At 67.6% G+C, this 22,636-nt stretch carries 27 protein-coding genes; 10 read left to right on the top strand and 17 right to left on the bottom strand.

Annotated elements, in window-relative coordinates:
- Positions 1-82: 82 nt before the first annotated feature.
- Entirely contained in the window at positions 83-535 is a 453-nt protein-coding gene (locus tag ACX40P_RS10950; protein WP_459126375.1) for a DUF4126 domain-containing protein, read from the top strand.
- On the opposite strand, the gene ACX40P_RS10945 is transcribed toward ACX40P_RS10950, so the two are convergent.
- The 9 genes from ACX40P_RS10945 to rpiB all read right to left on the bottom strand — a co-directional run bounded on the left by ACX40P_RS10945 (position 532) and on the right by rpiB (position 6,688).
- Positions 532-876, bottom strand: a complete 345-nt coding sequence (locus ACX40P_RS10945; protein ID WP_459126374.1) for a hypothetical protein — start codon at positions 874-876, stop codon at positions 532-534. The two genes, ACX40P_RS10950 and ACX40P_RS10945, sit on opposite strands and share 4 nt — an antisense overlap.
- A gap of 1 nt (position 877) precedes the next feature.
- On the bottom strand, positions 878-1,846 hold the full coding sequence (locus tag ACX40P_RS10940) for an agmatine deiminase family protein (protein WP_459126373.1): 969 nt from the start codon (positions 1,844-1,846) through the stop codon (positions 878-880).
- A 205-nt stretch (positions 1,847-2,051) separates the two neighbouring features.
- Positions 2,052-2,666: a 30S ribosomal protein S4 gene (rpsD, locus tag ACX40P_RS10935; RefSeq protein ID WP_459126372.1), complete on the bottom strand. Its 615-nt coding sequence runs from the start codon at positions 2,664-2,666 to the stop codon at positions 2,052-2,054.
- Positions 2,667-2,821: 155 nt separating this feature from the next.
- A complete protein-coding gene (locus ACX40P_RS10930; protein ID WP_459126371.1) occupies positions 2,822-3,046 on the bottom strand; it encodes a hypothetical protein in 225 nt (74 codons plus the stop codon).
- Between the two features lie 51 nt (positions 3,047-3,097).
- Positions 3,098-4,168 (bottom strand): TrmH family RNA methyltransferase, encoded by a 1,071-nt coding sequence (locus tag ACX40P_RS10925; protein ID WP_459126370.1) that lies wholly within the window; start codon positions 4,166-4,168, stop codon positions 3,098-3,100.
- A 101-nt stretch (positions 4,169-4,269) separates the two neighbouring features.
- The gene (gene nrdR, locus ACX40P_RS10920; RefSeq protein WP_459126369.1) at positions 4,270-4,746 is read right to left on the bottom strand and encodes a transcriptional regulator NrdR; all 477 of its coding nucleotides are present in this window, start codon (positions 4,744-4,746) and stop codon (positions 4,270-4,272) included.
- 6 nt (positions 4,747-4,752) lie between these two features.
- Positions 4,753-4,926 carry a hypothetical protein gene (locus tag ACX40P_RS10915; RefSeq protein ID WP_459126368.1) on the bottom strand — a complete coding sequence of 58 codons (174 nt, stop codon included), beginning with the start codon at positions 4,924-4,926 and terminating at the stop codon, positions 4,753-4,755.
- 5 nt (positions 4,927-4,931) lie between these two features.
- The gene (glyA, locus tag ACX40P_RS10910; RefSeq protein ID WP_459126367.1) at positions 4,932-6,242 is read right to left on the bottom strand and encodes a serine hydroxymethyltransferase; all 1,311 of its coding nucleotides are present in this window, start codon (positions 6,240-6,242) and stop codon (positions 4,932-4,934) included.
- On the bottom strand, positions 6,239-6,688 hold the full coding sequence (gene rpiB, locus ACX40P_RS10905; protein WP_459126366.1) for a ribose 5-phosphate isomerase B: 450 nt from the start codon (positions 6,686-6,688) through the stop codon (positions 6,239-6,241). Before rpiB ends, glyA begins: the two co-directional genes overlap by 4 nt.
- Before the next feature lie 156 nt (positions 6,689-6,844).
- Between rpiB and ACX40P_RS10900 the strand changes: the two genes are divergently transcribed.
- From ACX40P_RS10900 to ACX40P_RS10890, 3 genes are read left to right on the top strand one after another with little or no spacing between them, the layout of a single operon-like run.
- Positions 6,845-7,396, top strand: coding sequence for a fasciclin domain-containing protein (locus ACX40P_RS10900; RefSeq protein ID WP_459126365.1), 552 nt, complete (start codon positions 6,845-6,847; stop codon positions 7,394-7,396).
- A 56-nt stretch (positions 7,397-7,452) separates the two neighbouring features.
- Positions 7,453-7,971, top strand: coding sequence for a hypothetical protein (locus ACX40P_RS10895; protein ID WP_459126364.1), 519 nt, complete (start codon positions 7,453-7,455; stop codon positions 7,969-7,971).
- 33 nt (positions 7,972-8,004) lie between these two features.
- Positions 8,005-8,568 (top strand): Uma2 family endonuclease, encoded by a 564-nt coding sequence (locus ACX40P_RS10890; RefSeq protein ID WP_459126363.1) that lies wholly within the window; start codon positions 8,005-8,007, stop codon positions 8,566-8,568.
- 4 nt (positions 8,569-8,572) lie between these two features.
- Here ACX40P_RS10890 and ACX40P_RS10885 read toward each other — a convergent pair whose 3' ends face one another.
- Positions 8,573-9,439, bottom strand: coding sequence for a LysR substrate-binding domain-containing protein (locus ACX40P_RS10885; RefSeq protein ID WP_459126362.1), 867 nt, complete (start codon positions 9,437-9,439; stop codon positions 8,573-8,575).
- 112 nt (positions 9,440-9,551) lie between these two features.
- Between ACX40P_RS10885 and bla the strand changes: the two genes are divergently transcribed.
- Positions 9,552-10,424, top strand: coding sequence for a class A beta-lactamase (bla, locus tag ACX40P_RS10880; RefSeq protein ID WP_459126361.1), 873 nt, complete (start codon positions 9,552-9,554; stop codon positions 10,422-10,424).
- Positions 10,425-10,505: 81 nt separating this feature from the next.
- Here bla and hemA read toward each other — a convergent pair whose 3' ends face one another.
- A complete protein-coding gene (gene hemA, locus ACX40P_RS10875) occupies positions 10,506-11,747 on the bottom strand; it encodes a 5-aminolevulinate synthase (RefSeq protein ID WP_459126360.1) in 1,242 nt (413 codons plus the stop codon).
- A gap of 172 nt (positions 11,748-11,919) precedes the next feature.
- Between hemA and ACX40P_RS10870 the strand changes: the two genes are divergently transcribed.
- On the top strand, positions 11,920-12,108 hold the full coding sequence (locus tag ACX40P_RS10870; RefSeq protein WP_459126359.1) for a hypothetical protein: 189 nt from the start codon (positions 11,920-11,922) through the stop codon (positions 12,106-12,108).
- Here ACX40P_RS10870 and murI read toward each other — a convergent pair.
- Positions 12,078-12,881, bottom strand: coding sequence for a glutamate racemase (murI, locus tag ACX40P_RS10865; protein ID WP_459126652.1), 804 nt, complete (start codon positions 12,879-12,881; stop codon positions 12,078-12,080). The genes ACX40P_RS10870 and murI overlap by 31 nt on opposite strands.
- A 113-nt stretch (positions 12,882-12,994) precedes the next feature.
- Between murI and ACX40P_RS10860 the strand changes: the two genes are divergently transcribed.
- A complete protein-coding gene (locus ACX40P_RS10860) occupies positions 12,995-13,411 on the top strand; it encodes a hypothetical protein (protein WP_459126358.1) in 417 nt (138 codons plus the stop codon).
- A gap of 63 nt (positions 13,412-13,474) precedes the next feature.
- On the opposite strand, the gene ACX40P_RS10855 is transcribed toward ACX40P_RS10860, so the two are convergent.
- Entirely contained in the window at positions 13,475-13,990 is a 516-nt protein-coding gene (locus ACX40P_RS10855) for a GNAT family N-acetyltransferase (RefSeq protein ID WP_459126357.1), read from the bottom strand.
- Between the two features lie 12 nt (positions 13,991-14,002).
- A complete protein-coding gene (locus ACX40P_RS10850; RefSeq protein ID WP_459126356.1) occupies positions 14,003-15,133 on the bottom strand; it encodes a zinc-binding dehydrogenase in 1,131 nt (376 codons plus the stop codon).
- A 196-nt stretch (positions 15,134-15,329) separates the two neighbouring features.
- Between ACX40P_RS10850 and ACX40P_RS10845 the strand changes: the two genes are divergently transcribed.
- Together ACX40P_RS10845 and ACX40P_RS10840 are read left to right on the top strand one after the other, a co-directional pair.
- On the top strand, positions 15,330-16,748 hold the full coding sequence (locus ACX40P_RS10845; RefSeq protein WP_459126355.1) for an amidohydrolase: 1,419 nt from the start codon (positions 15,330-15,332) through the stop codon (positions 16,746-16,748).
- On the top strand, positions 16,745-18,034 hold the full coding sequence (locus tag ACX40P_RS10840) for an amidohydrolase family protein (protein ID WP_459126354.1): 1,290 nt from the start codon (positions 16,745-16,747) through the stop codon (positions 18,032-18,034). The genes ACX40P_RS10845 and ACX40P_RS10840 overlap by 4 nt, the downstream gene beginning before the upstream one ends.
- 90 nt (positions 18,035-18,124) lie before the next feature.
- On the opposite strand, the gene ACX40P_RS10835 is transcribed toward ACX40P_RS10840, so the two are convergent.
- From ACX40P_RS10835 to ACX40P_RS10825, 3 genes are all read right to left on the bottom strand, one after another.
- Entirely contained in the window at positions 18,125-19,084 is a 960-nt protein-coding gene (locus tag ACX40P_RS10835) for a sterol desaturase family protein (protein WP_459126353.1), read from the bottom strand.
- A 57-nt stretch (positions 19,085-19,141) separates the two neighbouring features.
- Entirely contained in the window at positions 19,142-19,915 is a 774-nt protein-coding gene (locus ACX40P_RS10830; RefSeq protein ID WP_459126352.1) for a PEPxxWA-CTERM sorting domain-containing protein, read from the bottom strand.
- Positions 19,916-20,295: 380 nt separating this feature from the next.
- Entirely contained in the window at positions 20,296-21,414 is a 1,119-nt protein-coding gene (locus tag ACX40P_RS10825; protein WP_459126351.1) for a serine hydrolase domain-containing protein, read from the bottom strand.
- Positions 21,415-21,530: 116 nt separating this feature from the next.
- On the opposite strand from ACX40P_RS10825, the gene ychF reads away from it, so the two are divergent.
- Complete coding sequence (ychF, locus tag ACX40P_RS10820; protein ID WP_459126350.1) at positions 21,531-22,631, top strand: redox-regulated ATPase YchF; 1,101 nt, start codon at positions 21,531-21,533, stop codon at positions 22,629-22,631.
- Positions 22,632-22,636: the final 5 nt, after the last annotated feature.

The following is a 22,636-nucleotide window of genomic DNA, read 5'->3' as shown; positions in this document are numbered from 1 at the left end:
GTAGCGATCCCCGCACGCGACGCCAATGCACCCGACGCTGGGCCTCGCGGGTTGTGTGGCGGACCATCGCAGGAGACACGTCATGCTCGCACCCTTCCTTATCGGCCTGGTCGGCGGACAGCGCGCGATGACGCCGCTTGCCGCCGTGTCGATCGCCGCCGCGCGCGGCGAGCTGGCCGACGACAATGGCGCCCCCGCCCTGCTCGCGCATCCACTGGCCGCTGCCGGGGCGCTGGCGCTCGCCGTCGGTGAAATGGCCGGCGACAAGCAGAAGACCGCGCCCGATCGCATCGTCCCCATCGGCCTCGCCGCGCGCTTCGTCACCTCGGCGATCGCGGGCGCCGCGCTCGTGCCGCGGCGGCAGCGTTGGCTCGGCGCGGCGGTAGGCGGAGTGACGGCGGTCGTCGCCTCCTACCCCGGCTGGCGCACCCGCATGGCGGCGATGGAGCGCCACGGCCAGACGCCGACCGGCTTCGTCGAGGATGCCGCCGTCCTCGCCGGCGCGGCGGCGATCGTGCGGACGGCGAGCGCTTAGGCCGGCTCAGCGCCCAGCTTCTGCAGCCACTGCAACGCCAGCTTCGGCTCCCCCAACCCGTTCGGCCCCGCCGGCCCCCGCGCGGCGAGGAATTCGGGATGGAGCGCGAACGCCTCCATCCCGAAGCGCGCGCGGATCACGTCGATCTCCGCCGCGGTTTCCTCCAGCTGCACGAACAGCGGCGCATGCGCCGCCCGCGCGGCGTAATCCTTGGTCTGGCCGAACAGCCCGAACTTGCCGCCCGCCGTCACCCGCAACGCCGCGATCAACGCGTCGCGATATTCGGTCTCCAACTCGACCCGCCGGTCGTCCAGCCGCTCCAGCCGATCCGCCTTCGCCATGTCAGCGCGGGATCTGCTGACTGATGCAGTGGAAGCTGCCGCCGCCGGTCAGGATCGCGTCGGCGCGCAGGCCCACGGCCGTCCGGTCCGGGAACAGCGCGCCGATCGCCGCGACCGCCGCCTCGTCCTCGGGCTGGCCATAGACCGGCACGACGACGGCGGCGTTGCCGATGTAGAAATTCATGTAGCTCGCCGGCACGATCTCCTCGTCGTCGTTCAGCACGCGACCGGGCGACGGTATGCGCACCACCTCGACCCCGAACGCCTCCGCCCGCGCGGCGGCGTCCTGATACACCCGCCAGTTCGGGTCGTTCTCGGTCGCCTGCGGGATCGCCAGCCGGTTCGGCCCGACGAAGCGCGCCAGATTGTCGACATGCCCGTCGGTATGATCGTTGAGCAGCCCGTCGCCCAGCCACAGCACCCGGTCCAGCCCCAGGTCGGCCCCCAGCAGGTCCGTGATCTCCTCGCGTCCCAGCGACGGATTGCGGTTGTGGTTCAGCAGGCACTGCTCGGTCGTCACGACCAGCCCGGTGCCGTCGCCATCGATCGCGCCGCCCTCCAGCACCCAGTCGCACCGCCGCGTCGCGATCCCGCGTTCCGCCGCCAGCCGCGCGCCGACCGTGTCGTCCCCCGGCAGGTCGTATTTCCCGCCCCACCCGTTGAAGCCGAAGTCCCGCGCGCTGCCGTCGCCGGTCAGGATCGCGGCGGTATCGCGCAGCCAGATGTCGCCGAACGGCTGCACTACCACCTCGGCAAACGGCGCCGCCGCCCGCGCGGCCTCCGCCGCCTCGCCATCCGCGGCGACCAGAATCACCGTCTCGCCTCGGCCATTGGCATGTACCGCACGGGCGAAGGCGGCAACTTCCTCCCGCGCATGTTCCAGATCCTCGACCCACAATTCGGGATGCGAAGGAAAACCGATCCAAACCGCATCATGCGGCACCCATTCGGGAGGGGGAGGCAACGTCATGGGGGACGGTTTAGATTCGCGCAGGCAGGGTGACAACGAGAAAGGGCAGCCCCGCGAGGGACCGCCCTTTGTTCGTTTCGGTCGGATGGCGCCGCGGCAAAGCCACCCTTCGACGGACTGCCTGCGGCAGTCGCTCAGGACAGGCTGTGTCGCTGCTAGCTGGAGCGAGGCCGGCCGAGCCGAACCTCCGCTCCTTCCATTCGCGTTAACGCGAATAGAATTCCACGACCAGATTCGGCTCCATCTTCACCGGATAGGGCACCTCGTCCAGTGTCGGCACGCGGGTGAAGGTCACCTTCGCGCTACCGTCGGGAGCGACATATTCGGGGATCTCGCGCTCGCTCAGGCCCTGCGCTTCCATCACCAGCGCCATTTCCTGCGCCTTGCTGCCCAGCGTGATTTCTTGGCCGGCGAAGACGCGGCGCGATGCGACGTTGCACTTCACGCCGTCGACACGGACGTGGCCGTGGCTGACCAGCTGGCGCGCGGCGAAGATCGTCGGCGCGAACTTGGCGCGATAGACGATCATGTCCAGACGCTGCTCCAGCAGACCGATCAGGTTCTGGCCGGTGTCGCCCTTCATACGGGCGGCCTCGGTGTAGCAGGCGCGGAACTGCTTCTCGGTGACGTCGCCGTAATAGCCCTTCAGCTTCTGCTTGGCGCGCAGCTGGATACCGAAGTCGCTGACCTTGCCCTTGCGGCGCTGGCCGTGCTGGCCGGGGCCGTACTCACGCTTGTTGACCGGGCTCTTAGGGCGGCCCCAGATGTTTTCGCCGAGACGGCGATCGATCTTGTACTTGGCGCTATGGCGCTTCGACATGAATTATCCTTGCAATCGTTTGACGTTATCCCCGGTCTTGCCGAACGACGCCCTGACGGACGCGCGAACGGGCCACCGCTTCACCGGGATGCGGGGCCATTGCGAAGCGGCGCGTCTAGAGAAGCCGTCGGCTCAGGTCAAGCCGACATGCCGGATCAGCGTGGAACCGAAGCGCCGCGCAGCTTCGCATCGTCCGCCGACGAAGGCGCCAGCGAATCCCACTCGGCCTTCGTCCGGCAGATCCGCTTGCCGCCGATGCGCGACACGGTGCTCCCGACCCGCCGACAGATCTGCTTTTCCTCGACCGCCGGTGCCGTGGCAGGCGGCGTCGCCGGTGCGGCAGTCTGGGCAGTGGCAATCATGAGCAGTGCGGCGATCATATGGTTGCGGTCCTGAGATGTGATGTCGCGGCTCGAGCCGCAACCGCGCCTTTAACGCGGCCGTTTCTTCCCCGCCAGCGCCGACAGCACGCCGCGCACGGTGCGCACCTCCTGGCTCGACCAGCCGGGCTTGGTCAGCAGCGTGCGCAGCGTCCGCTTGGTCACCGGCACGCGGTGTGGCGGATAGTAGAAGCCGGTCGCTTCCAGCATCGTGTCGAGCTGGCCGAACATGCCCTCCCACTCGTCCTGCGGCGCGGGCGTGGGCATATCGACGCTGGGCGGGCTGGCGAGGCCGACGTGCTTCGACCATTCGTACGCGACCAGGATCACCGCCTGCGCCAGGTTGAGCGAGCCGAACTCGGGGTTGATCGGCACGGTCAGGATCGTGCGGGCGAGCGCGACATCGTCGGTCTCTAGCCCTGACCGCTCGGGCCCGAACAGGATCGCCGACCGCCCCGGCCCGGCATGAACGGCGCGCGCGGCTTCCTCCGGCGTCACCACCGGCTTGGTCACGTCCCGCTTGCGCACCGTTGTCGCATAGACATGCGCGCAGTCGGCCACCGCGTCGGCGACGCTGTCGTAGAGTTTCGCCTGCGCCAGCACGACATCCGCCCCCGACGCCGCCGGCCCGGCGGACGGGTTGGGCCAGCCATCGCGCGGTGCGACGAGGCGCATCTCGACGAGCCCGAAGTTGAGCATGGCGCGCGCGGCCTTGCCAATGTTCTCGCCGAGTTGCGGGCGGACGAGGACGATGACGGGGGGTGGGGTTCGCTCTGCCAGATCCCCATCTCCACTCCGTTCGTTTCGAGTAGCCGTCGAGCTTGTCGAGACGGCGTATCGAGAAACCGGTTTGCGTGCCGCCGCCGACACGCGCTGCCAATCGCCGCGAAACAAGGCTTCCTTCTTCGCACGCGACCAGTTGCCGAGCTGTTGCTCGGCGGCGATGGCATCTTCCCGACGCTCGAAAACCTCAGACCACATCAGTTCGACCGGCCGCCGCATGGAGGTCCATCCCGGAACCTCGCCAGACTGATGCTGCGCGACACGCTGTTCGAGATTGTCCGTGTGGCCAGTGTAATATTTACCGTCGGCACAACGTAAGATGTAGGTCCAGAAGCTCATCGGGCCGGAGTATCTCTCGATACGCCTTCTCGACAAGCTCGAAGGCTACTCGAGACGAACGGTTGGGAAAGAGACTGACGCGCACATCGCGCAGCGGCAAGCTACCCCCGACCAACCTCCTCCACACTCCCCGCAAACTCCTCGAAGTCTCGCGCCTCGGTGAAGTCCTTGTAAACGCTAGCAAACCGGATGTACGCCACCGAATCCAGCCCCTTCAGCGCATCCATCACCAGCGCGCCGATCCGGGCAGAGGGAACCTCAGCCTCACCGCTCGTTTCCAGCTGGCGCTGGATACCCGACACCAGCTGTTCGATCCGCCCGCCGTCGATCGGCCGCTTGCGGCACGCGACGGAAACGGAGCGGATCAGCTTGTCGCGCTCGAACGGCTCGCGGCGGAAATTGCCCGGGCTGATCTCGGATTTCAGGACGGTGAGTTCACGCAGCTGGATGCGTTCGAACGTGGTGAACCGCGCGCCGCAGGCTTCGCACTGGCGGCGGCGGCGGATGGCCGCCCCGTCTTCGGTGGGGCGGCTATCCTTTACCTGGCTGTCTTCATGGGCACAGAAGGGGCAGCGCATCCGCGGTTACTTGTTGCGCTTCGCATAGGCATAGCCCGCCCCGGCGAGCGCACCGATGATCGGGCCGACGAACGGCACCGGAATGGCCACGACGGCGCCCAGCGCGCCCCATTTCGCCATGCTCTTGCCCAGACCCGGCGTGGTCTTGATTTCGGTCTGCACTTCGTCGAGCTTCGACATCTTTCTTATCCTTGGTAGATGGGGAACCGCGCGCACAACGCACGAACGCGCGTGTTGACCTCAGCCTCCACCGCAGCATCCCCGCCCTCGCCCTTCTGGCGCAGCCCGTCGAGCACGTCGGCGACCATGTTGCCGATCTCGCGGAACTCCGCCGTGCCGAAGCCGCGGGTCGTGCCGGCGGGCGACCCGACGCGGATACCGCTGGTCTTGACCGGGGGCAGCGGATCGTTCGGGATGCCGTTCTTGTTGCAGGTGATGCCGGCGCGCTCCAGCGCCTCGTCGGCGTCGCGCCCGGTGACGCCCAGCGGGGTCAGGTCGACGAGCGCCAGATGCGTATCGGTGCCGGCCGACACCAGATCGGCGCCACGCTCCTTCAGCGTCGCGGCCAGCACCTTGGCGTTCTCGACCACCGCCTTGATATAGCCCTTGAACTCGGGCTGCAGCGCCTCGCCGAACGCGACCGCCTTGGCGGCGATGACGTGCATCAGCGGACCGCCCTGCAGCCCCGGGAACACCGCCGAGTTGATCTTCTTGGCGATGGCCTCATCGTTGGTCAGCACCATGCCGCCGCGCGGCCCGCGCAGCGTCTTGTGCGTGGTCGTCGTCACGACATCGGCGAACGGCAGCGGCGAGGGGTGCAGCCCGCCTGCGACGATGCCGGCGAAATGCGCCATGTCGACCATCAGCTTCGCACCCACCTTGTCGGCGATCGCGCGGAAGCGTTCGAAATCGATGACACGCGGATAGGCCGAACCGCCGGTGATGATGAGCGTCGGCTTGTGCTCGATCGCCAATGCCTCGACCTGGTCGTAATCGATCAAATGCGTGTCGGGCAGCACGCCATATTGCACCGCGTTGAACCACTTGCCGCTCATCGCCGCGCGTGCACCGTGGGTCAGATGCCCCCCGGCATCGAGGCTGAGGCCCAAGATCGTATCGCCCGGCTTCGTCAGCGCCAGCATCACCGCGCCGTTCGCCTGCGCGCCCGAATGCGGCTGCACGTTGACGTAGCCGCAGTCGAACAACTGCTTCGCGCGATCGATCGCCAGCGTCTCGACCTCGTCCGACGGGTGGCAGCCCTGATAATAGCGCTTGCCGGGATAGCCTTCGGCGTACTTGTTCGTGAAGACCGAGCCCTGCGCCTCCAGCACCGCCTTCGACACGATATTCTCGGACGCGATCAGCTCGATCTGCGTCTGCTCGCGGGTCAGCTCATGCTCGACCCCGGTGAAGACCGCGGGGTCGGCATCGGCCAGACCACGGGTGAAGAAACCGTCCGGCTGGACGTCATTGGCTGCGATCGGATTGGTGCTCATGCGGTGTCTCCAAGGTCGGGAGTGCTGAGTTTGGCGACGCGCCCGGTGTGTCGGTCGCCTTCGAAATCGGTGGTCAGGAACGCGGTGACGCACGCCTGCGCCATGTCGACGCCGGTCAGCCGCGCGCCCAGCGCCAGCACGTTCGCGTCGTTATGCCGGCGGGCGAGTGCGGCGGACAGCGGCTCGCTCACCAGCGCGCAGCGGCAAGCGGGCTCGCGGTTCACCGCGATCGAGATGCCGATGCCCGATCCGCACAGCGCCACGCCGCGCTCGGCCTCGCCGTCGCGAACCGCGCGCGCCAGCTTGTAGCCGAAATCGGGATAATCCACGCGCGCATCGCTGTCGGGACCGAGATCGAGCACGTCGTGTCCGCCCTCGCGCAGCCACTGGGCAAGCTGCTGCTTCAGGGCGAAGGCGGCGTGATCCGCGGCGATGGCGATGCGCATGGTGGCGGCGACGGCCTTTCGTGATCGGTGAGTCCGGCGGGACGCGCGCCCTCTAACGCGGACGGTCGCCGATTGCCAGCCACGCGGTGCATCCATCGGCCTTTGCAGGACGTATATGTAATCGAGCGACGGGGGTCGGATCAGGAGAGTTTCAACATGACCAAGCACTTCCTTCGCGCCGTGCTGATCGGCACCGCGCTCGTCGCCGCACCGACGTTCGCCGCACAAAAGAACCCGATGGTTGGCGGCGCCGCCATGTACCCGACGAAGAATATCGTCGAAAATGCCGTGAATTCGAAGGATCACACGACACTGGTCGCGGCGGTCAAGGCGGCCGGCCTCGTCGAGACGCTGTCGGGCCCCGGCCCCTTCACCGTCTTCGCACCGACCAACGCCGCCTTCGCGAAGCTGCCCGCCGGCACCGTCGACACGCTGGTGAAGCCTGAGAACAAGGCGATGCTGACGTCGATCCTGACCTATCACGTCGTGCCGGGCCGCATCACCGCCAAGGATATCGAGGCGAAGGCCAAGGCCAATCGCGGCACCGCGACATACGCCACCGTCAACGGCGGCACGCTCAGCTTCATGAAGATGGGCAAGGGCTGGGGCATCAAGGATGCCAAGGGCGGCCACGCCATGATTACGACGGCGAACGTCATGCAGTCGAACGGCGTCATTCACGTCATCGACACGGTGCTGATGCCGTAACCCGAAAGTGTCCGAGCGCGGCGGCTGGCGGAACGCCCGCTGCCGCGCCGGGTTCTTTGATCCGGATCAGCATCGGGACCACGACCATGACGACACGCGCCCTTCTTCCCCTGCTCGCCGCCGGCCTGCTCGGTGCCTGTGGCGCCCAGCCGGCCACCGACGCGAACAACACGGCGATCGCTGCCGTCGAGCCGCAACCCGGCAATGCGATGGAAGAGGTGCCCGCCGACGAGGGCACGATGGCCGGCGCACCGATTAACGCCACCGAAGACGACGACACCGGCCCCGCCGCACCGACCGAAGCCGCCTATCTCGGCCGCTGGATCGGGGTGGAAGGCATGTACCTGAACGTCGCGAAGAAGCCCGGCGGCGGCGTCACGCTCGACATGCAGTGGGACCTCGACAACAAGGGCAAGTTCGACGGGTCCGTCACGGCCGAAGGCCTGCGCTTCATGCGCGGTGGTGAGGCTCGAACCGCCGTGCTGACCGACGGCGACGCGACGGGCCTGAAATGGCTGGCCGGCAAGAAGAACTGTCTGACGGTCAAGCCCGGCGAAGGCTATTGTCGCAACTGACGCGCCACGCCTTCGATGATATAGTCTACCGTCATGAACGATCCCGCCCACCTGATCGAAGCCGAACGCCCGGCGCGCTTCAGCGTCGAGGAGTTCATGGCGATGGCTCCCGCGCTGGAACAGTTGCCGGGTAAGGTCGAATTGGTCGACGGAGTGATCGTCCGAAAGACTTCCGCCAGTTACTCCCACTTCTCGATCCAGCGGCAACTGTTTCTCAAGCTGCACGCGATATTCGGGGAGGGGATCAACGGCTTCATCGTGGGGCAGGAACTGACGGTCCGACTCGGCGAAGCGACGGTGCGCGATCCGGACATTGCGGTGTTTCGTGACCCCGGCATGATATCCGGCATTCCGGACCGCGACGTGCTGCTGCTGACCGCCGAGGTATCGAAGACATGGTTGCGCGAGGATCTCGGCCCGAAGCGGCTGACCTATGCGGCTGCGGGCGTGCCGGAATATTGGGTCGTCGATGTGAACGCGCGGCGCGTCCACCGCTTCACCGGCCCGGTCGACGGCGACTATCGTCAGGAGGAGGTCGTGGCCTTCGGCGCGCCGCTGCCGGTGCCGGGAACCGACGAAACGATCCGGCTGGACTGACCGCTCAGCTGGCGGCAGCGAGCAGCCAGTCACGAAATGCCGTCATCGCCGCGCTCGGCTGTCGCGTCTTCAACCGGGTCAGCCAGTAGCGCCCGGTATCGATCCCGCGCTCGAACGGCGCGACCAGCGCGCCCGACGACAGCGCCTCTCTAAACATCGCTGCCGGCAGCAGCGCGATCCCCGCGCCGGCCATCGCGGCGACCGCCATCGTCACCGACGAATCGAACATCGGTCCGCGCAGCGGCGGCGTCGGAACGTCGGTGCCGTCGAACCACCGCGGCCATTCGTCGGCGCGATAGGACCGCAGCAGTGTCTCGCGCATCAGGTCGGCTGGTGCCGCCAGCCGCGCGGCGACCGCCGGTGTCGCCATCGGCAGCAGTGGTGCAGGCATCAGTGGTTCCGCTACCGCCCCGTGCCACGTGCCGTCGCCGAAGCGGATCGCGTAATCCAGCCCTTCCCCCGCCAGATCGACACGGTTGTTGTTGGTGCGCAGCCGCACGTCGACGAACGGATGTGCCGTGGCGAAGTCCGACAGGCGCGGCAGCAGCCAGCCCGTCGCGAACGTACCGACGACCGCCAGCGCGAGCGGCTCGCACATCCGCCCGCCCTGATAGCGTTCGAGCACCGCCGCCATCCGGTCGAACCCGTCAACCAGCACCGGCACCAGCGCCGCCCCCTCGTCGGTCAGCGCCAGCCCGCGCGGCAACCGCCGGAACAGCGTGACGCCTAGCAGCGCCTCCAGCCGGTTGACCTGATGGCTGACCGCCGCCTGTCCGACGCACAGTTCCAGCCCCGCACGGGTGAAGCTCAGGTGCCGCGCCGACGCTTCGAAAGCGCGCAGGGCGTTCAGTGGCAGTTGCGCACGATCCATCCAAGACCCCGATTTTTCTAGTGGCTCGTGCGAGATATGATCGATTGTTCCCCTGCCCGCTACCCCGCACCCTGCACGCGCAAGCAAGGAGGCGGACATGGAACGACGGACGATGTTGAAGACCCTGGGCGGCGGCGTGGCGGCAGCGATGCTCTTGCCCGACCTCGCGGTCGCAGCAGCAACGGCGGATTTCAGCTATTCGCTAGCCGACGCGATCACCGCGGCGGAGCGGCGCTCGGGCGGGCGGCTGGGCGTGTCGGTGGCCGATTCGGCAACCGGGCGCCGCTACGCCCACCGCGGCGGCGAGCGGTTCGCGATGTGCAGCACCTTCAAATTTCCTTTGGCTGCGGCGGTATTGGCGGCGGTGGACGCCGGTCGGTTGCGGCTCGATCGGACGGTGCGGATCAACCGCAACATGCTCGTCGCCAATTCGCCAGGGGTCGCCGCGCGGATCGGTGGCACGATGACCGTCGCCGAACTCTGTGCCGCGACGACGACGTTGAGCGACAACGCCGCCGCCAATCTATTGCTACCGATGATCGGCGGGATCGACGGCTTCAACGCCTTCGTCCGCTCGCTCGGCGACACCGCCACCCGCCTCGACCGACCGGAGCCCGCGCTCAACACCGCAATCCATGGCGACGCACGCGATACGACCACGCCCGACGCGATGCTGGCGACGATGCAGGCGACCCTGTTCGGCCCCGCCCTCTCCCCTCAATCAAGGGCGCGCCTGACCGGCTGGCTGGTCGCCAACACCACCGGCGCCACCCGCCTCCGTGCTGGCCTCCCGCGCGGCTGGCGCGTCGGCGACAAGACCGGTACGGGCGAGAACGGCACGTACAACGACATCTCGGCGATCTGGCCGACACCCGCGCGCCGACCGATCCTCGTCACCTGCTACCTGACCGGTGCTACCGGTACGCCGAAGGCGGCGCATGCGATCCATGCCGAAGTCGCGCGAGCTGTGGCGAAGGCCGTTTGAGATGGCGCTCTAACACCGTTCGTGCTGAGCGAAGTCGAAGGAGGACGTACAAGCCCTTCTACGACGCTCAGTGCGAACCCCTCAAGCGGCCATCCGCAATTCCAGCCGGCCCCAGATCTCGACCAGCGCCTGCGTCAGGTCGCGCATCATCGCCTCGTCGTGCGCCGGGCCGGGGGTGAAGCGCAGCCGCTCGGTGCCGCGCGGCACGGTCGGGTAATTGATCGGCTGCACGTACACGCCATATTCGGCGAGCAGGATATCACTGATCTTCTTGGCCTTCACCGGGTCGCCCACCATCAGCGGCACGATGTGCGTGGTGGTCGCCATCACCGGCAGCCCGGCATCCTCGAACAGCGCCTTCAGCGTCGCCGCCGCCGCCTGCTGACCATCGCGCTCGACGCTCGACGCCTTCAGGTGACGCACGCTGGCCAGCGCACCCGCGACCAGCACCGGCGACAGGCTGGTGGTGAAGATGAAGCCCGGCGCATAGCTGCGGATCACGTCGATGATCGTGCGGTCGGCCGCGATGTACCCGCCCATCACGCCGAACGCCTTGCCCAGCGTCCCCTCGACGATCGTCAACCGCCGCGCCACGTCGTCGCGATCCGAAATACCGCCACCGCGCGGGCCGTACATGCCGACCGCATGGACTTCGTCGAGATAGGTCAGTGCATTGTACCGATCGGCCAGATCGCAGATGTCGGCGATCGGCGCGACGTCGCCGTCCATCGAATAGACGCTCTCGAACGCGATCAGCTTGGGCGCCGAAGGATCGTCGGCCGCCAACAGTTCCTTGAGATGGGCGAGGTCGTTGTGCCGCCACACGCGCTTCTCGCACCCCGAATTGCGGATGCCCGCGATCATCGATGCGTGGTTCAACTCGTCCGAATAGATGATGCAGCCCGGCAGCACCTTGGCCAGCGTCGCCAGCGTCGCCTCGTTCGAAACATATCCGCTGGTGAACAGCAGCGCGCCTTCCTTGCCATGCAGGTCGGCCAGCTCCCACTCCAGGTCGATGTGGTAATGCGTGTTGCCGCCGATGTTGCGCGTGCCACCCGACCCTGCGCCGACGTCGTGCAGCGCCTCTTCCATCGCCGCGATGACGGCGGGATGCTGGCCCATCGCCAGATAGTCGTTGGAGCACCACACGGTGATGGGCTTGGGCCCGTTATGCCCAGCGAAGCAGCGCGCGTTGGGGAAATGCCCCTTGTTCCGCAAGATGTCGATGAAGACGCGATACCGGCCTTCGGCGTGCAGCCGGTCGATCGCCTGGGTGAAGACGCGCGTGTAATCCACGCGCGCAGGAGTGACGTCCCCGTTCATGGACGCCCGTTACCGCGAAGCTCCGCCGATTTCCAGCCCGTCGCGGCGATCCTGGTGATCGCTTCGGCCACGCGCAATGCACATGCTTTCGATCAAAGACTCGTCATTTGATAAATGTTATGGACGTCTTCGACCATCGTCGCAGGTGGCCGAGCCGCCGGAGTGTCCGACCATGACGCAGCCGCATCCGCATCAGCTCTATTACAGCACCCGCGCGGCCGCCGAACGCACGGCCGCCGCGACCGCTCCCGACTCGATCGCGCGCCGGGTCCACCTGGAACTCGCCGACCGCTACGAATCGATCGTCCGCCGTCTCCAGGAGCCCGAGCCTCAGAGCCCCTCGACCACCGACAGGCCGTAGTGTGCCAGCGCCGGACGTAGCGCATCGGCCTGCGCGTCCAGCCGGGTGAACACCGCACGCCCCGGCGGCGGCACGTCGGGCCAGTCCTGCCCCGCCGTCAGATGCGCGATCCGCCGCGCGATCCCCGCCCCGCCGTCGACGAAGCGTACCGGTCGCGGAGCGGCAGCGGCCAGCGCCGACTCCACCAGCGGGAAATGCGTGCAGGCGTTGACGATCGTATCGATCCGCTCGCCCCCCGGCTGATCGAACAGCCCGGCCAGCACGTCGCGATACGCCGCCGCATCGGGCGCCGCCCCCGCCAGATGCGCCTCCGCCAGATCGACCAACGCCGAGCTGCCGTGGCGCAGCACCGTGCAGTCGGCGGCGAAGCGCGCGGTCAGGTCGTCGACATAGGGCTGCCGCACCGTCGCCGGCGTCCCCAGCACGCCGATCACACGGGTAACGCTTGCTTCGGCGGCGGGCTTAATCGCCGGCACCGTGCCGACCACGCCGATGTCGAGCGCCGCCCGTACCGCCGCCAGCGCGATCGTCGAGGCGGTGTTGCACGCGATGACGATCAGCCGCGGATCATAGCGCTCGGCCAGCCGCCCCAGCAACGCCGGCACCCGCGCGGCGATCTCCGCCTCGCTCTTCGTGCCATAGGGATAGCCCGCGCTGTCGGCGACATAAACGACCGGCATGTCCGGCAGCAGCGCACGGGCCGGCGCCAGCACCGACAGGCCACCGACTCCGGAATCGAAGAACAGGACGGATCGGTCGCGGGCGGATGGCATCGCGGCTGTATCGACATTGGCCGGCCGCCCCGCAAGTCGCCGCCGCGCCCGCTTCAGCAACGGGTAACCATATTCGCCTAGCTTGCCCGCGAGGATCACGAAGGAGGTTTCCGATGTCGACCATCGGCGCGCTATTCGCGGCAGGCTGTTTCCGTACCGCTCCGAAGAACACTGTGCGGGCAGAAGCGTCCGCCACGGCATTCGGTGTCGCGGCCGTGCTGACCGGCCTGCACCAACCCGACGCCGCGCAGCCGGAAAGCTCGCTCGGTGTCGGCACGATGAAAACGGAGGCCGGCGCGCGATCGTCGACGACCGACCTCGCCGACAGCATCGCCAAGCTGAACGGGGCGCGCGACGCGTTCCGGAAAGAAACCTCGCTGACCCCGGCCCAGCGCGCCCGTCGCGACGTCCTCGACGCGATGGACCTGACCGAGGAAGCCATCAAGGCGATGCCGCCCGAACAGCAGGGGGACATCGAGCAGACGATCGCGACGGAAGTCGCGCGCCGACTCCGCGAACGGAGTCACTAGCCGGAACGACCCCGGACGCTACGTACCCGGCTTGACGCTTCGCATCGAACGACGCGGCGTTCGCTAGGTCAACGCGATGGCATAGGCTTGAAACTTGGAGTCCCTCACCCAGCCCGCGCGGTCGTAGAGGGACTGAGCCGCGGCGTTGGTCACTGCGGTCGAAAGGGAAAGCCGCGCCGCCCCGATATCACGGCCATAGTCGCACGCCGCATCCAGCAACGCTCGCCCCGCACCGGTGCGACGCGCACCGGCCGTGACAAACAAGTCATTGAGAATGAACGTACGCGCCAGCCTGACGGACGAGAAGGACGGGAATAGCTGCGCAAATCCAACCGCTTCGTTTTCGACAAACGCAAGCAGAACAATGGATTGCTGATGTTCGAAGCGATCACGCAAAAATGATCGAGCACCCACCGGATCGGAGGGCTGCTCGTAGAATTGGCGATAAGCCTCGAACAGCGGCACCAGCGTGTCGAGATCAGCGATGGTCGCGTGACGAACGCTCAACAACGGCGGATTCCTTCGCTGGCTAGGATCTGCGTAAGCATCGACGGACAACGTCCTGACAGTGATGCTCACGTGCCTACACCCCTATCGCGACGGATCGATCAGGAACTTCTCCCCCGTCGCCTTGCGATTATACGCCGCGAACACCTCAGGATCGAGCGTCTCGGCCAGCGAAATGGTGCGCGTGTAGCTGCTCGCGAAGGTCGTCGTCAGCTCGTCCACCACCCGCGCCCGCAGTCGGACATTCACCTCGCGCTCGGCCTTCATCAGGAACGGCGTCAGCAGCCAGCCCGAGACGCTCCACGAAAAGCCGAGCGCGCCGCGGTTGAGCGTCGTCGGCCCGGTGTCGAGCCCGCCGTAGATGTAGAGCTGCTTGAACGTGGCCGAGCCGTAGCGACTGTATTCGCCGCCCTTGCGCCCTGCCGCCGCTTCCATCGCCGCGAGTATCTGCCCGCCGAGCTTCCCGCCACCGATCGCGTCGAACGCGATGGTTGCGCCCGTCTCGGCCAGCGCGTCGGTCAGCTTGGCCCGGAAATCGGCATCGCTGCTGTCCACCACATGCGTAGCGCCGAGGCCGCGTAGCAGCGCGGCCTGCGCCTCGCTGCGCACCACGTTTACCAGCGGCACGCCGTCCGCCAGACAGATGCGCACCAGCATCTGCCCCAGATTCGACGCCGCCGCCGTATTCACCAGCGCCGAATGCCCCTCCATCCGCATCGTCTCGACGAAGGCGAGCGCGGTCAGCGGGTTGACGAACATCGCGGCGCCATCGGCGGCGACCTGCCCGTCCTTCAACGGCACGCAGTCCTTGGCCGGCAGGCGCCGGTACTGCGCGTACATCGCGCCGCCCAGCATCCCGACGGTCTTGCCGAGCAGCCCCTGCACGTTCGCGCCCGCCGCGATCACCTCGCCCGCGCCCTCGTTGCCGACCGCCAGCGACTGGTCGAGCCGCGCCTGCACCGCCGCCATTCGCTCGGGCGGCACGTCCAGCGTCAGCGTCGGCCGCTCCGCCGTCCCGCCCGCGACCGCGCTATCGGCATCGGCGGGACCGACTAGCAACCCCAGGTCGGACGGGTTGATCGGCGCCGCCTGCACCCGGACGATCACCTCGTCGTCGCCCGGCGCGTCCAGCGTCACCGGCTCCAGCGTCAGCTCCAGCTTGCCCGCCGCCGTCACCGTTGATCGCAGTTCGAGGCCCGTCATCTGCTCGGTCATCGCTCAACTCCTTTTGTCCGCCCACCCCTTACCGTCCGTGCCGAGCGAAGTCGAAGCACTTGGCCGGCGGGTACTTCGACACCACTCGCACGAACGGTGGGAGGCACAGCCAATGTCGCCAACCGCACCGCTATCCGCTTGAAACGGCGAGGCCCCCGCCCCTACCATCGCGGCAACGACAAAGGGGCCTGAACGAATGACGCTTCGATACGCGCGGCTCGCCGCGACGCTGCTGGCCGCGAGCGCGCTGGCGGCCTGTACGCAGAAGGAGGCACCGAAGTCCGCGGCGTCCACGCCCGCGAAGAAGCCGGGCACGACCTATGCCCGCGATCCCTTCCCCTCGACCTATCGCGCCTATCCCGGCGTGCCGACCCTCGTGCGCAACGTCACCATCTTCGACGGCGAGGGCGGGCGGATCGACAACGGCCAGATCCTGCTGGCGGACGGCAAGGTCGTCGCGGTCGGCCAGAGCGTGGAAGCGCCCGCCGGTGCGACGATCATCGACGGCGCCGGCAAGGTGCTGACGCCCGGCATCATCGACATCCACAGCCACCTCGGCGACTATCCGTCGCCCGGCGTGCAGGCGCATTCGGACGGCAACGAGGCGACTTCGCCCGTCACCGCCGATGTCTGGGCCGAGCACAGCGTGTGGCCGCAGGATCCGGGCTTCAGCCGCGCGCTGGCGAACGGCGGCGTCACCACGCTGCAGATCCTGCCCGGTTCGGCCAACCTCTTCGGCGGCCGCTCGGTCGTGCTCAAGAACGTCTACGCCCGCACGATGCAGGCGATGAAATTCCCCGGCGCACCCTATGGCCTGAAGATGGCGTGCGGCGAAAACCCGAAGCGCGTCTATGGCGGCAAGGGCCGCCAGCCCTCCACCCGCATGGGCAACATCGCGGTCGATCGCGCGACCTGGGCACAGGCGCAGGACTACGACCGCCGCTGGACCAAGTACGAGAAGGACGGCGGTGAGCCGCCCGCGCGCAACATCGCGATGGACACGCTGCGCGGCGTGCTGGACGGCGAGATCCGCGTCCAGAACCACTGCTACCGCGCCGACGAAATGGCCATCGTCATGGATATGGCGAAGGAGTTCGGGTACAAGGTCACCGCTTTCCACCACGCGGTGGAGGCATACAAGATCGCAGACCTGCTGAAGCAGAACGGTACCTGCGCCGCCGTCTGGGCCGACTGGTACGGCTTCAAGATGGAAAGCTACGACGGCATCCACGAAAACCTCGCGCTGCTGGAAAAGGCGGGCGCGTGCGGAATGATCCACAGCGACGACGGCAACGGCATCCAGCGGCTGAACCAGGAGGTCGCCAAGGCGCTGTCCGCCGGCCGCCGCGCCGGCATCGACGTCAGTGACGCCGCCGCTTGGCGCTGGCTGACGATCAACCCGGCCAAGGCGCTGGGGATCGACGGCGTCACCGGATCGCTGAAGCCGGGCAAGATGGCGGACGTCGTGCTGTGGAACGGCGATCCGTTCAGCGTCTACACCCGCCCCGAAAAGGTCTGGGTGGACGGCGCCCTCCTCTACGATTCCAGCGACCCGCGCCGCCGTCCGGTCAGCGATTTCGAACTCGGCCAGCCCGGCATGGGAGACGTGAAGTGAAGGCTCTCCTGCTCGCGGCCACCGCGCTTGTCGCCACGCCCGCCGCTGCGCAAACGATCGTTATCACCGGCGGCACGGTCGCGATCGGCGACGGCTCCTCGCCGATCCCGAACGGCACCGTCGTCGTCCGCGACGGCCGCATCGTCGCCGCCGGAACCGGCGTCGCCCTGCCGGCGGGCGCTCAGGTCGTCGATGCGACCGGCAAATGGGTGACGGCGGGCATCACCGCCGGCATCGGCAACCTCGGCCTCGCCGATTCGGACGGGGTGCAGGAAAGCAACGACGGCAACGCCCGCACCTCGCCCTACAATGCGGCGATCGACGTCTCCGTGGCGATCAACCCGGACTCGGTCATGATCGGCAACGAACGCGTCGGTGGCGTCACCCGCGCCATCGTCGCGCCGGGCGGCAGCGGCGCGATCTGGAGCGGCCAGGGCGCCGTCATCGATCTCGGCGCCGATCCTGATCCGGTCACCCGCGCCCGCGTCTTCCAGTTCGTCGAGTTGGGCGAGACCGGCGCGCGCGCCGCCGGCGGCAGTCGCCCCGCCGCCTATGTCGCGCTGCACGAGGCGTTGCGCCAAGCCGCCGACTATCGTCGCAACCCGTCGGGTTTCGACGGGCGCAGCAAGGATGCGCTGCTGACCCGCGCCGATGCCGATGCGCTGCTTAAGGTGCTCGACGGCGCGATGCCTTTGGTTGTCCATGTCGAGCGCGCCGCCGACATCCGCCAAGTGCTGACGCTGCCCAAACGCTACCCGAAGCTGCGCCTCGTCCTTACCGGCGCGGCAGAGGGCTGGATGGTCGCGAACGAGATCGCCGCCGCGCGCGTGCCGGTAATGGCCTCCGCGCTCGCCGATCTGCCGCTGTCGTTCGAGATGCTCGCCGCGACCGAGGCGAACGTCGGCCGGATGATGAAGGCGGGCGTCACCGTCGGCGTGCTCTACGACGGCTCGGGCGGCGAACATGTTCTGAAGCAGTTCGCCGGCAACCTCGTCGCGCTGTCGAAGGTGCCGGGCCAGACCGGCCTGACCTGGGGCGAGGCGTTCGCCGCCATCACCTCCAAGCCCGCCGAGGTGATCGGCATGGGCGTTGAGATCGGCTCGCTGCGCCCCGGCCGCCGCGCCGACGTCGTGTTGTGGAGCGGCGACCCGCTCGAACTGTCGTCGGCCCCGACTGCGGTGTGGATCGACGGCAAGCCGCAACCGATGGACTCGCGCCAGGTCCGCCTGCGCAACCGCTACATCAACGCGACCGACGGCGCGCTGCCGAAGGCGTACGAGCGGTAGCCCATTCACCCCCGTTCGCCCTGACCGCAGTCGAAGGGCACCTCACCACGAGGTGCTTCGACTGCGCTCAACACGAACGGGGGTTAGGTTTCAGGCCACCTCACCCTCGGCCACCCGCTCCCGCGCCACCGGCTTCGGCTGGTGGAAGGGATGCATCAGCTCCTCCGCCATGCCGCCCGTGACCGGCTCGTCGATGCCATAAACCGGCGGCCAGGCATTGCGCGGCAGGTGGAGCGTGCCGAACAGCCGGTCGACCCACGGGAACATCGCCGCGAAATTGCGGTCGCGCCCCTCGACGCTGTTGGTGTGGTGCCAGTGGTGGAACGCGGGCGTCGCCGCCAATTGCTCCAGCACCCCGAACCGCCAGCGCACATTGGCGTGGACCAGGAACGACCACACCGTGCCGACCAGTGTGATATAGACCGGGATCATCGCATCCGCCCCGCGTGCGTTGGCGGACGCGAGGCCCAGCGCATAGAGCGGCACCAGCCCACACAGCCGCACGAACACGATGTCGAGCGGATGCGCGCGGGTGTTCGCCAGCCAGTCGAGATGCTCGATCGAATGATGGACCGCGTGGAAGCGCCAGAGAAACGGGACCGCGTGGCACCAGCGATGGCCCCAATAGGCGCCGACTTCGGCGACCAGCAACCCGGCCGACAGCTTCACGAGGAACGGCAGGCTCGCCACCCAGGCGACATAGGCATCGGGCGTCGCGGCATGGACCGCCAGCGCTACCGCGCCCAGCAGCGGCGCGAGGATCACGCCCGGCAACAGCCCGTTGAGATAGTAATAGCCGAGGTCCGACAGGCGCGCGGTCCAGCGGCGGCGGCCCGCGCCGGCGCCGGCCCGCTCGCGCTCCTTCAGCGTGAACAGCCATTCCAGCGGCACGAACAGCGTCGCCAGCAGTGCCAGCCAAATGCTGAGCCGCACCAGGTTCACCACCATCTCGCCCATCGTCAATCCGTCCATTTCCGCGCGGTTCGCCGCCGGACGACTGTCTGCGGCAAAAAGGTTGAGGAAATCATGTCCGCCAGCGTCGCAACGCACGAAGCGGCGGCGACCCGAAGGTCACCGCCGCCCCATGTTCGTCTCTTCGACCCGTGATTAGGCGAAGGTGACCTTCGTCGCGGTGCGGCGGCGACGCAGCTGGGCGCCCATCGCACCGAAGCCGACGATCATCATGCCCCAGGTGGCCGGCTCAGGCACAGCGGCCGTGACCGACACGTTGTCGAGCAGGGCGACCGGCGGCAGGCCGTTAGGCGTGCCGTTCGACAGGAACGACAGGGTCTGCGTGGCACCGGTTGCCTGGAAGCTGCGCGTCACGGTCGCCCAAGGAGCCGAACCGCCCGACGGCGTGTTGACGGTGTTGGTCGTGAACGCCTGGCCACCGAAGCTGTAGGTCAGCGATTCGGTGGTCGCACCGGTGCGGCTGGCGAGCTGGCCAGCGGCCCAGTCGAACGACAGCGTGTAGGTGTTGCCGGCGATCAGGCCCGTCAGGGTCTGGCTCAGCACGCCACGTGCGGTCGTGTCGCCGTCCAGGACGACGAAGTTGCCGCGGCCGCTGGTGCCGGTCGGCGCGCTCACCAGATACTCCTGGTTCGTGTAGCTGTAACGGCCCGCTGCGTTCGCGGTGGTGTTCGCCGAATTGACCAGCAGGTTGTAGCCGTAGCCGCCAGCGGCGCGCGTTTCCGCCGTCGAGGTCGAGGTCCAGCCCGTCACCGTGCCGGCTGCAACGGGATCGTCGCCGAACTGGAAGTTGCCCGTGCGGCTGGTCTGCTCGAAGCTGCCGTTGTTGACCAGGTTGACCGTGGTGGCGGCCATCGCGTTGCCCGAAACCGCGGCGGTCAGGGCGGCGGCGGCGATCATGTACTTCTTCATGGTGTGTTCCCTTTGTGTGTGTCGTTTGATGCGCTGTACTGATGTTCTGATACATGCACTGTTAATCGGCTTCAAAGGGAGGTTGTGCGACAATTGAAAAAATAAAACGTATGCATTTCAAACGTTTATAAGTATCGTGTCTTCAAATGCGACACAGTATGATTGCGTTTACTGGTTAATTCGATGGGTTAATCTGCTTATTAGTAGCTGTGGAGCTATTTTAACTATACTTGTTCATTGCGATATCTGCCGCTAACGGCGCATCCTCCAGAAGCCATGCCAGTCGTCAGCCGTTGGAAGACGGCCGGTCAGCGGTCGGATCTATCGAGGGGGGGGCACGGTCGAACCGCGCCCTTCGGTTTGCGACGAGGACCGTCGCCCTATTCCGCGCCGGGATATTCCCAGCGAAAGGGCACGCCCGTCTCGCCCAGCACGGCGCGGACCAGCGTCGGGAACGCGCGCTCGGCGCGGACGTCGTTCGACAGCACCACCACGCATCGGCGCGATCGCTCGATGCACACCATCGTATTGGCGGTGATGTCGTCGTGCCCGCCCTTGTACCAGCCCGGCCCTTGCGGTCCGTCGAAGGCGACGACGCCCAGCGCCGCCCGCGCGGCCGGGCGATCGACCGGTGCGGCGTCGGGCTGGATCGTCGGGAACTGCGACCGCGTGGTGATGGCCAGGGTGCCGCGCGCCCAGCCGGCCCGTGCCGCCTTCGGCAACCCTTCCCCGCGCGCGATGAAGGCGGTGATGCGCGCCATGTCGGCGATGGTGGTGTCCATCGATCCCGACGCGCGCACGCGGCTGCGGCCATCGTGCGGATGCGGCTTGCCCGTGTCGTCCCAGCCGTCCGCCAGGTCGGTTGCGAAGTCCGCGCGCCACATCAGACTGGTCCGCGTCGCGCCCGCGGGCATCAGGATGCGCCGCTGCACTTCCTTGCCGACATCGATCCCCAGCCCCTTCTCCAGCACGAACTGAAGCAGCAGGATGCCCTCGCCCGAGTAACCATAACGCGTACCCGGATCGGCGTGGAAGCGCAGCTTCCCGTCCGGCTCGACGAAGGCATAGTTGGCGAAACCGCTCGCATGGTTGAGCAGCATCCGCGGCGTCAGCCGACGCCAGCGCTCGTCCCCGGCCAGATCGCCCCAGTGACCATAGGCGTCGAGGTTGCCGTAATCGGGCAGCGGCCGGTCGAGATAACGCGCGGTCGGCACGTCCAGGCCGATGCGCCCCTCCGCCGCCAGCTGCGCGACGAGATAGCCGAACACCGCCTTCGTCAGCGACGCGCCGTACATCACCGTGTCCAGCCCCAGCGGCGCGCCCGCGGCGTTGCGCGCGCCATAGGTTCGCACCGCCGTCACCCGGCCCCGGTCGACCACCGCGACCGCCAGCCCCTTCGCCCCCGTCCGCGCCATCGCCGCGCGCGCGGCCGCATCGATATCGGCCACCGTCGCCGCCGCGCCCGACACCATCATGGCAAGGCTGATCGCGATGGGCATCGCCATAACTCCATAAGGGACCACATCGAGCCTATGGCCGCCGCCGCTGGCGTCGACGCCGCCGATGCCCTATCGCGCGCGCTTTCCGGACGAACATCAGAACGAGGGCGAATTTCATGGGTTTCCGCTGCGGCATCGTCGGCCTGCCGAACGTCGGCAAGTCGACGCTCTTCAACGCGCTGACCGAGACGGCGGCGGCGCAGGCGGCCAACTACCCGTTCTGCACGATCGAGCCGAACGTCGGCAACGTCGCCGTCCCCGACGACCGGCTGCAGAAGCTGGCCGAGATCGCCGGCTCGGCCAAGATCATCGAAACGCAGCTGGGCTTCGTCGACATCGCCGGGCTGGTGCGCGGCGCGTCGAAGGGCGAGGGGCTCGGCAACCAGTTCCTGGGGAACATCCGGGAGGTGGACGCGATCGTCCACGTCCTGCGCTGTTTCGAGAACGACGACATCCAGCATGTCGACAACCGCGTCGATCCGATCGCGGATGCCGAGACGGTCGAAACCGAGCTGATGCTCTCCGACCTCGAAAGCCTCGAAAAGCGCGTACCGAACCTCGCCAAGAAGGCGACGCAGGGCGACAAGGAGGCAAAGGTCGCCGCCGCCGTGCTCGGTCAGGCGCTCGACCTGCTGCGTGACGGAAAGCCCGCGCGCCTCGTGGTGCCGAAGGACGCCGAGGAGGAGCGCGTGTTCAAGGCGTCGCAGCTCATCACCGCCAAGCCCGTGCTCTACGTCTGCAACGTGAACGAAGAGGATGCGGCCGAGGGCAACGCGCTGTCGGCCAAGGTGTTCGAGAAGGCGAAGGCGGAAGGCGCCGAGGCCGTCGTCGTCTCCGCCGCGATCGAGGCCGATATCGCCACCATGCCGGCCGAGGACCGCGCCGACTTCCTGGGTGAACTGGGCCTCACCGAATCGGGCCTGTCGCGCGTCATCCGCGCCGGCTACGAGCTGCTCCACCTGCTGACCTTCTTTACCGTCGGCCCGAAGGAAGCGCGCGCCTGGACCACGCATGTCGGCGCCAAGGCTCCGCAGGCGGCGGGCGAGATCCACACCGACTTCGAACGCGGCTTCATCCGCGCCGAAACCATCGCCTTCGACGACTATGTCGCATTCAGGGGTGAGGCTGGTGCGCGCGACGCCGGAAAGCTGCGCTCCGAGGGTAAGGAATACGTCGTCAAGGACGGCGATGTGTTGCTCTTCCGGTTCAACGTGTGACACGC

It is taken from the genome of Sphingomonas sp. RS2018, assembly GCF_054489605.1.
This window is presented reverse-complemented; position numbering and strand designations above follow the sequence as displayed.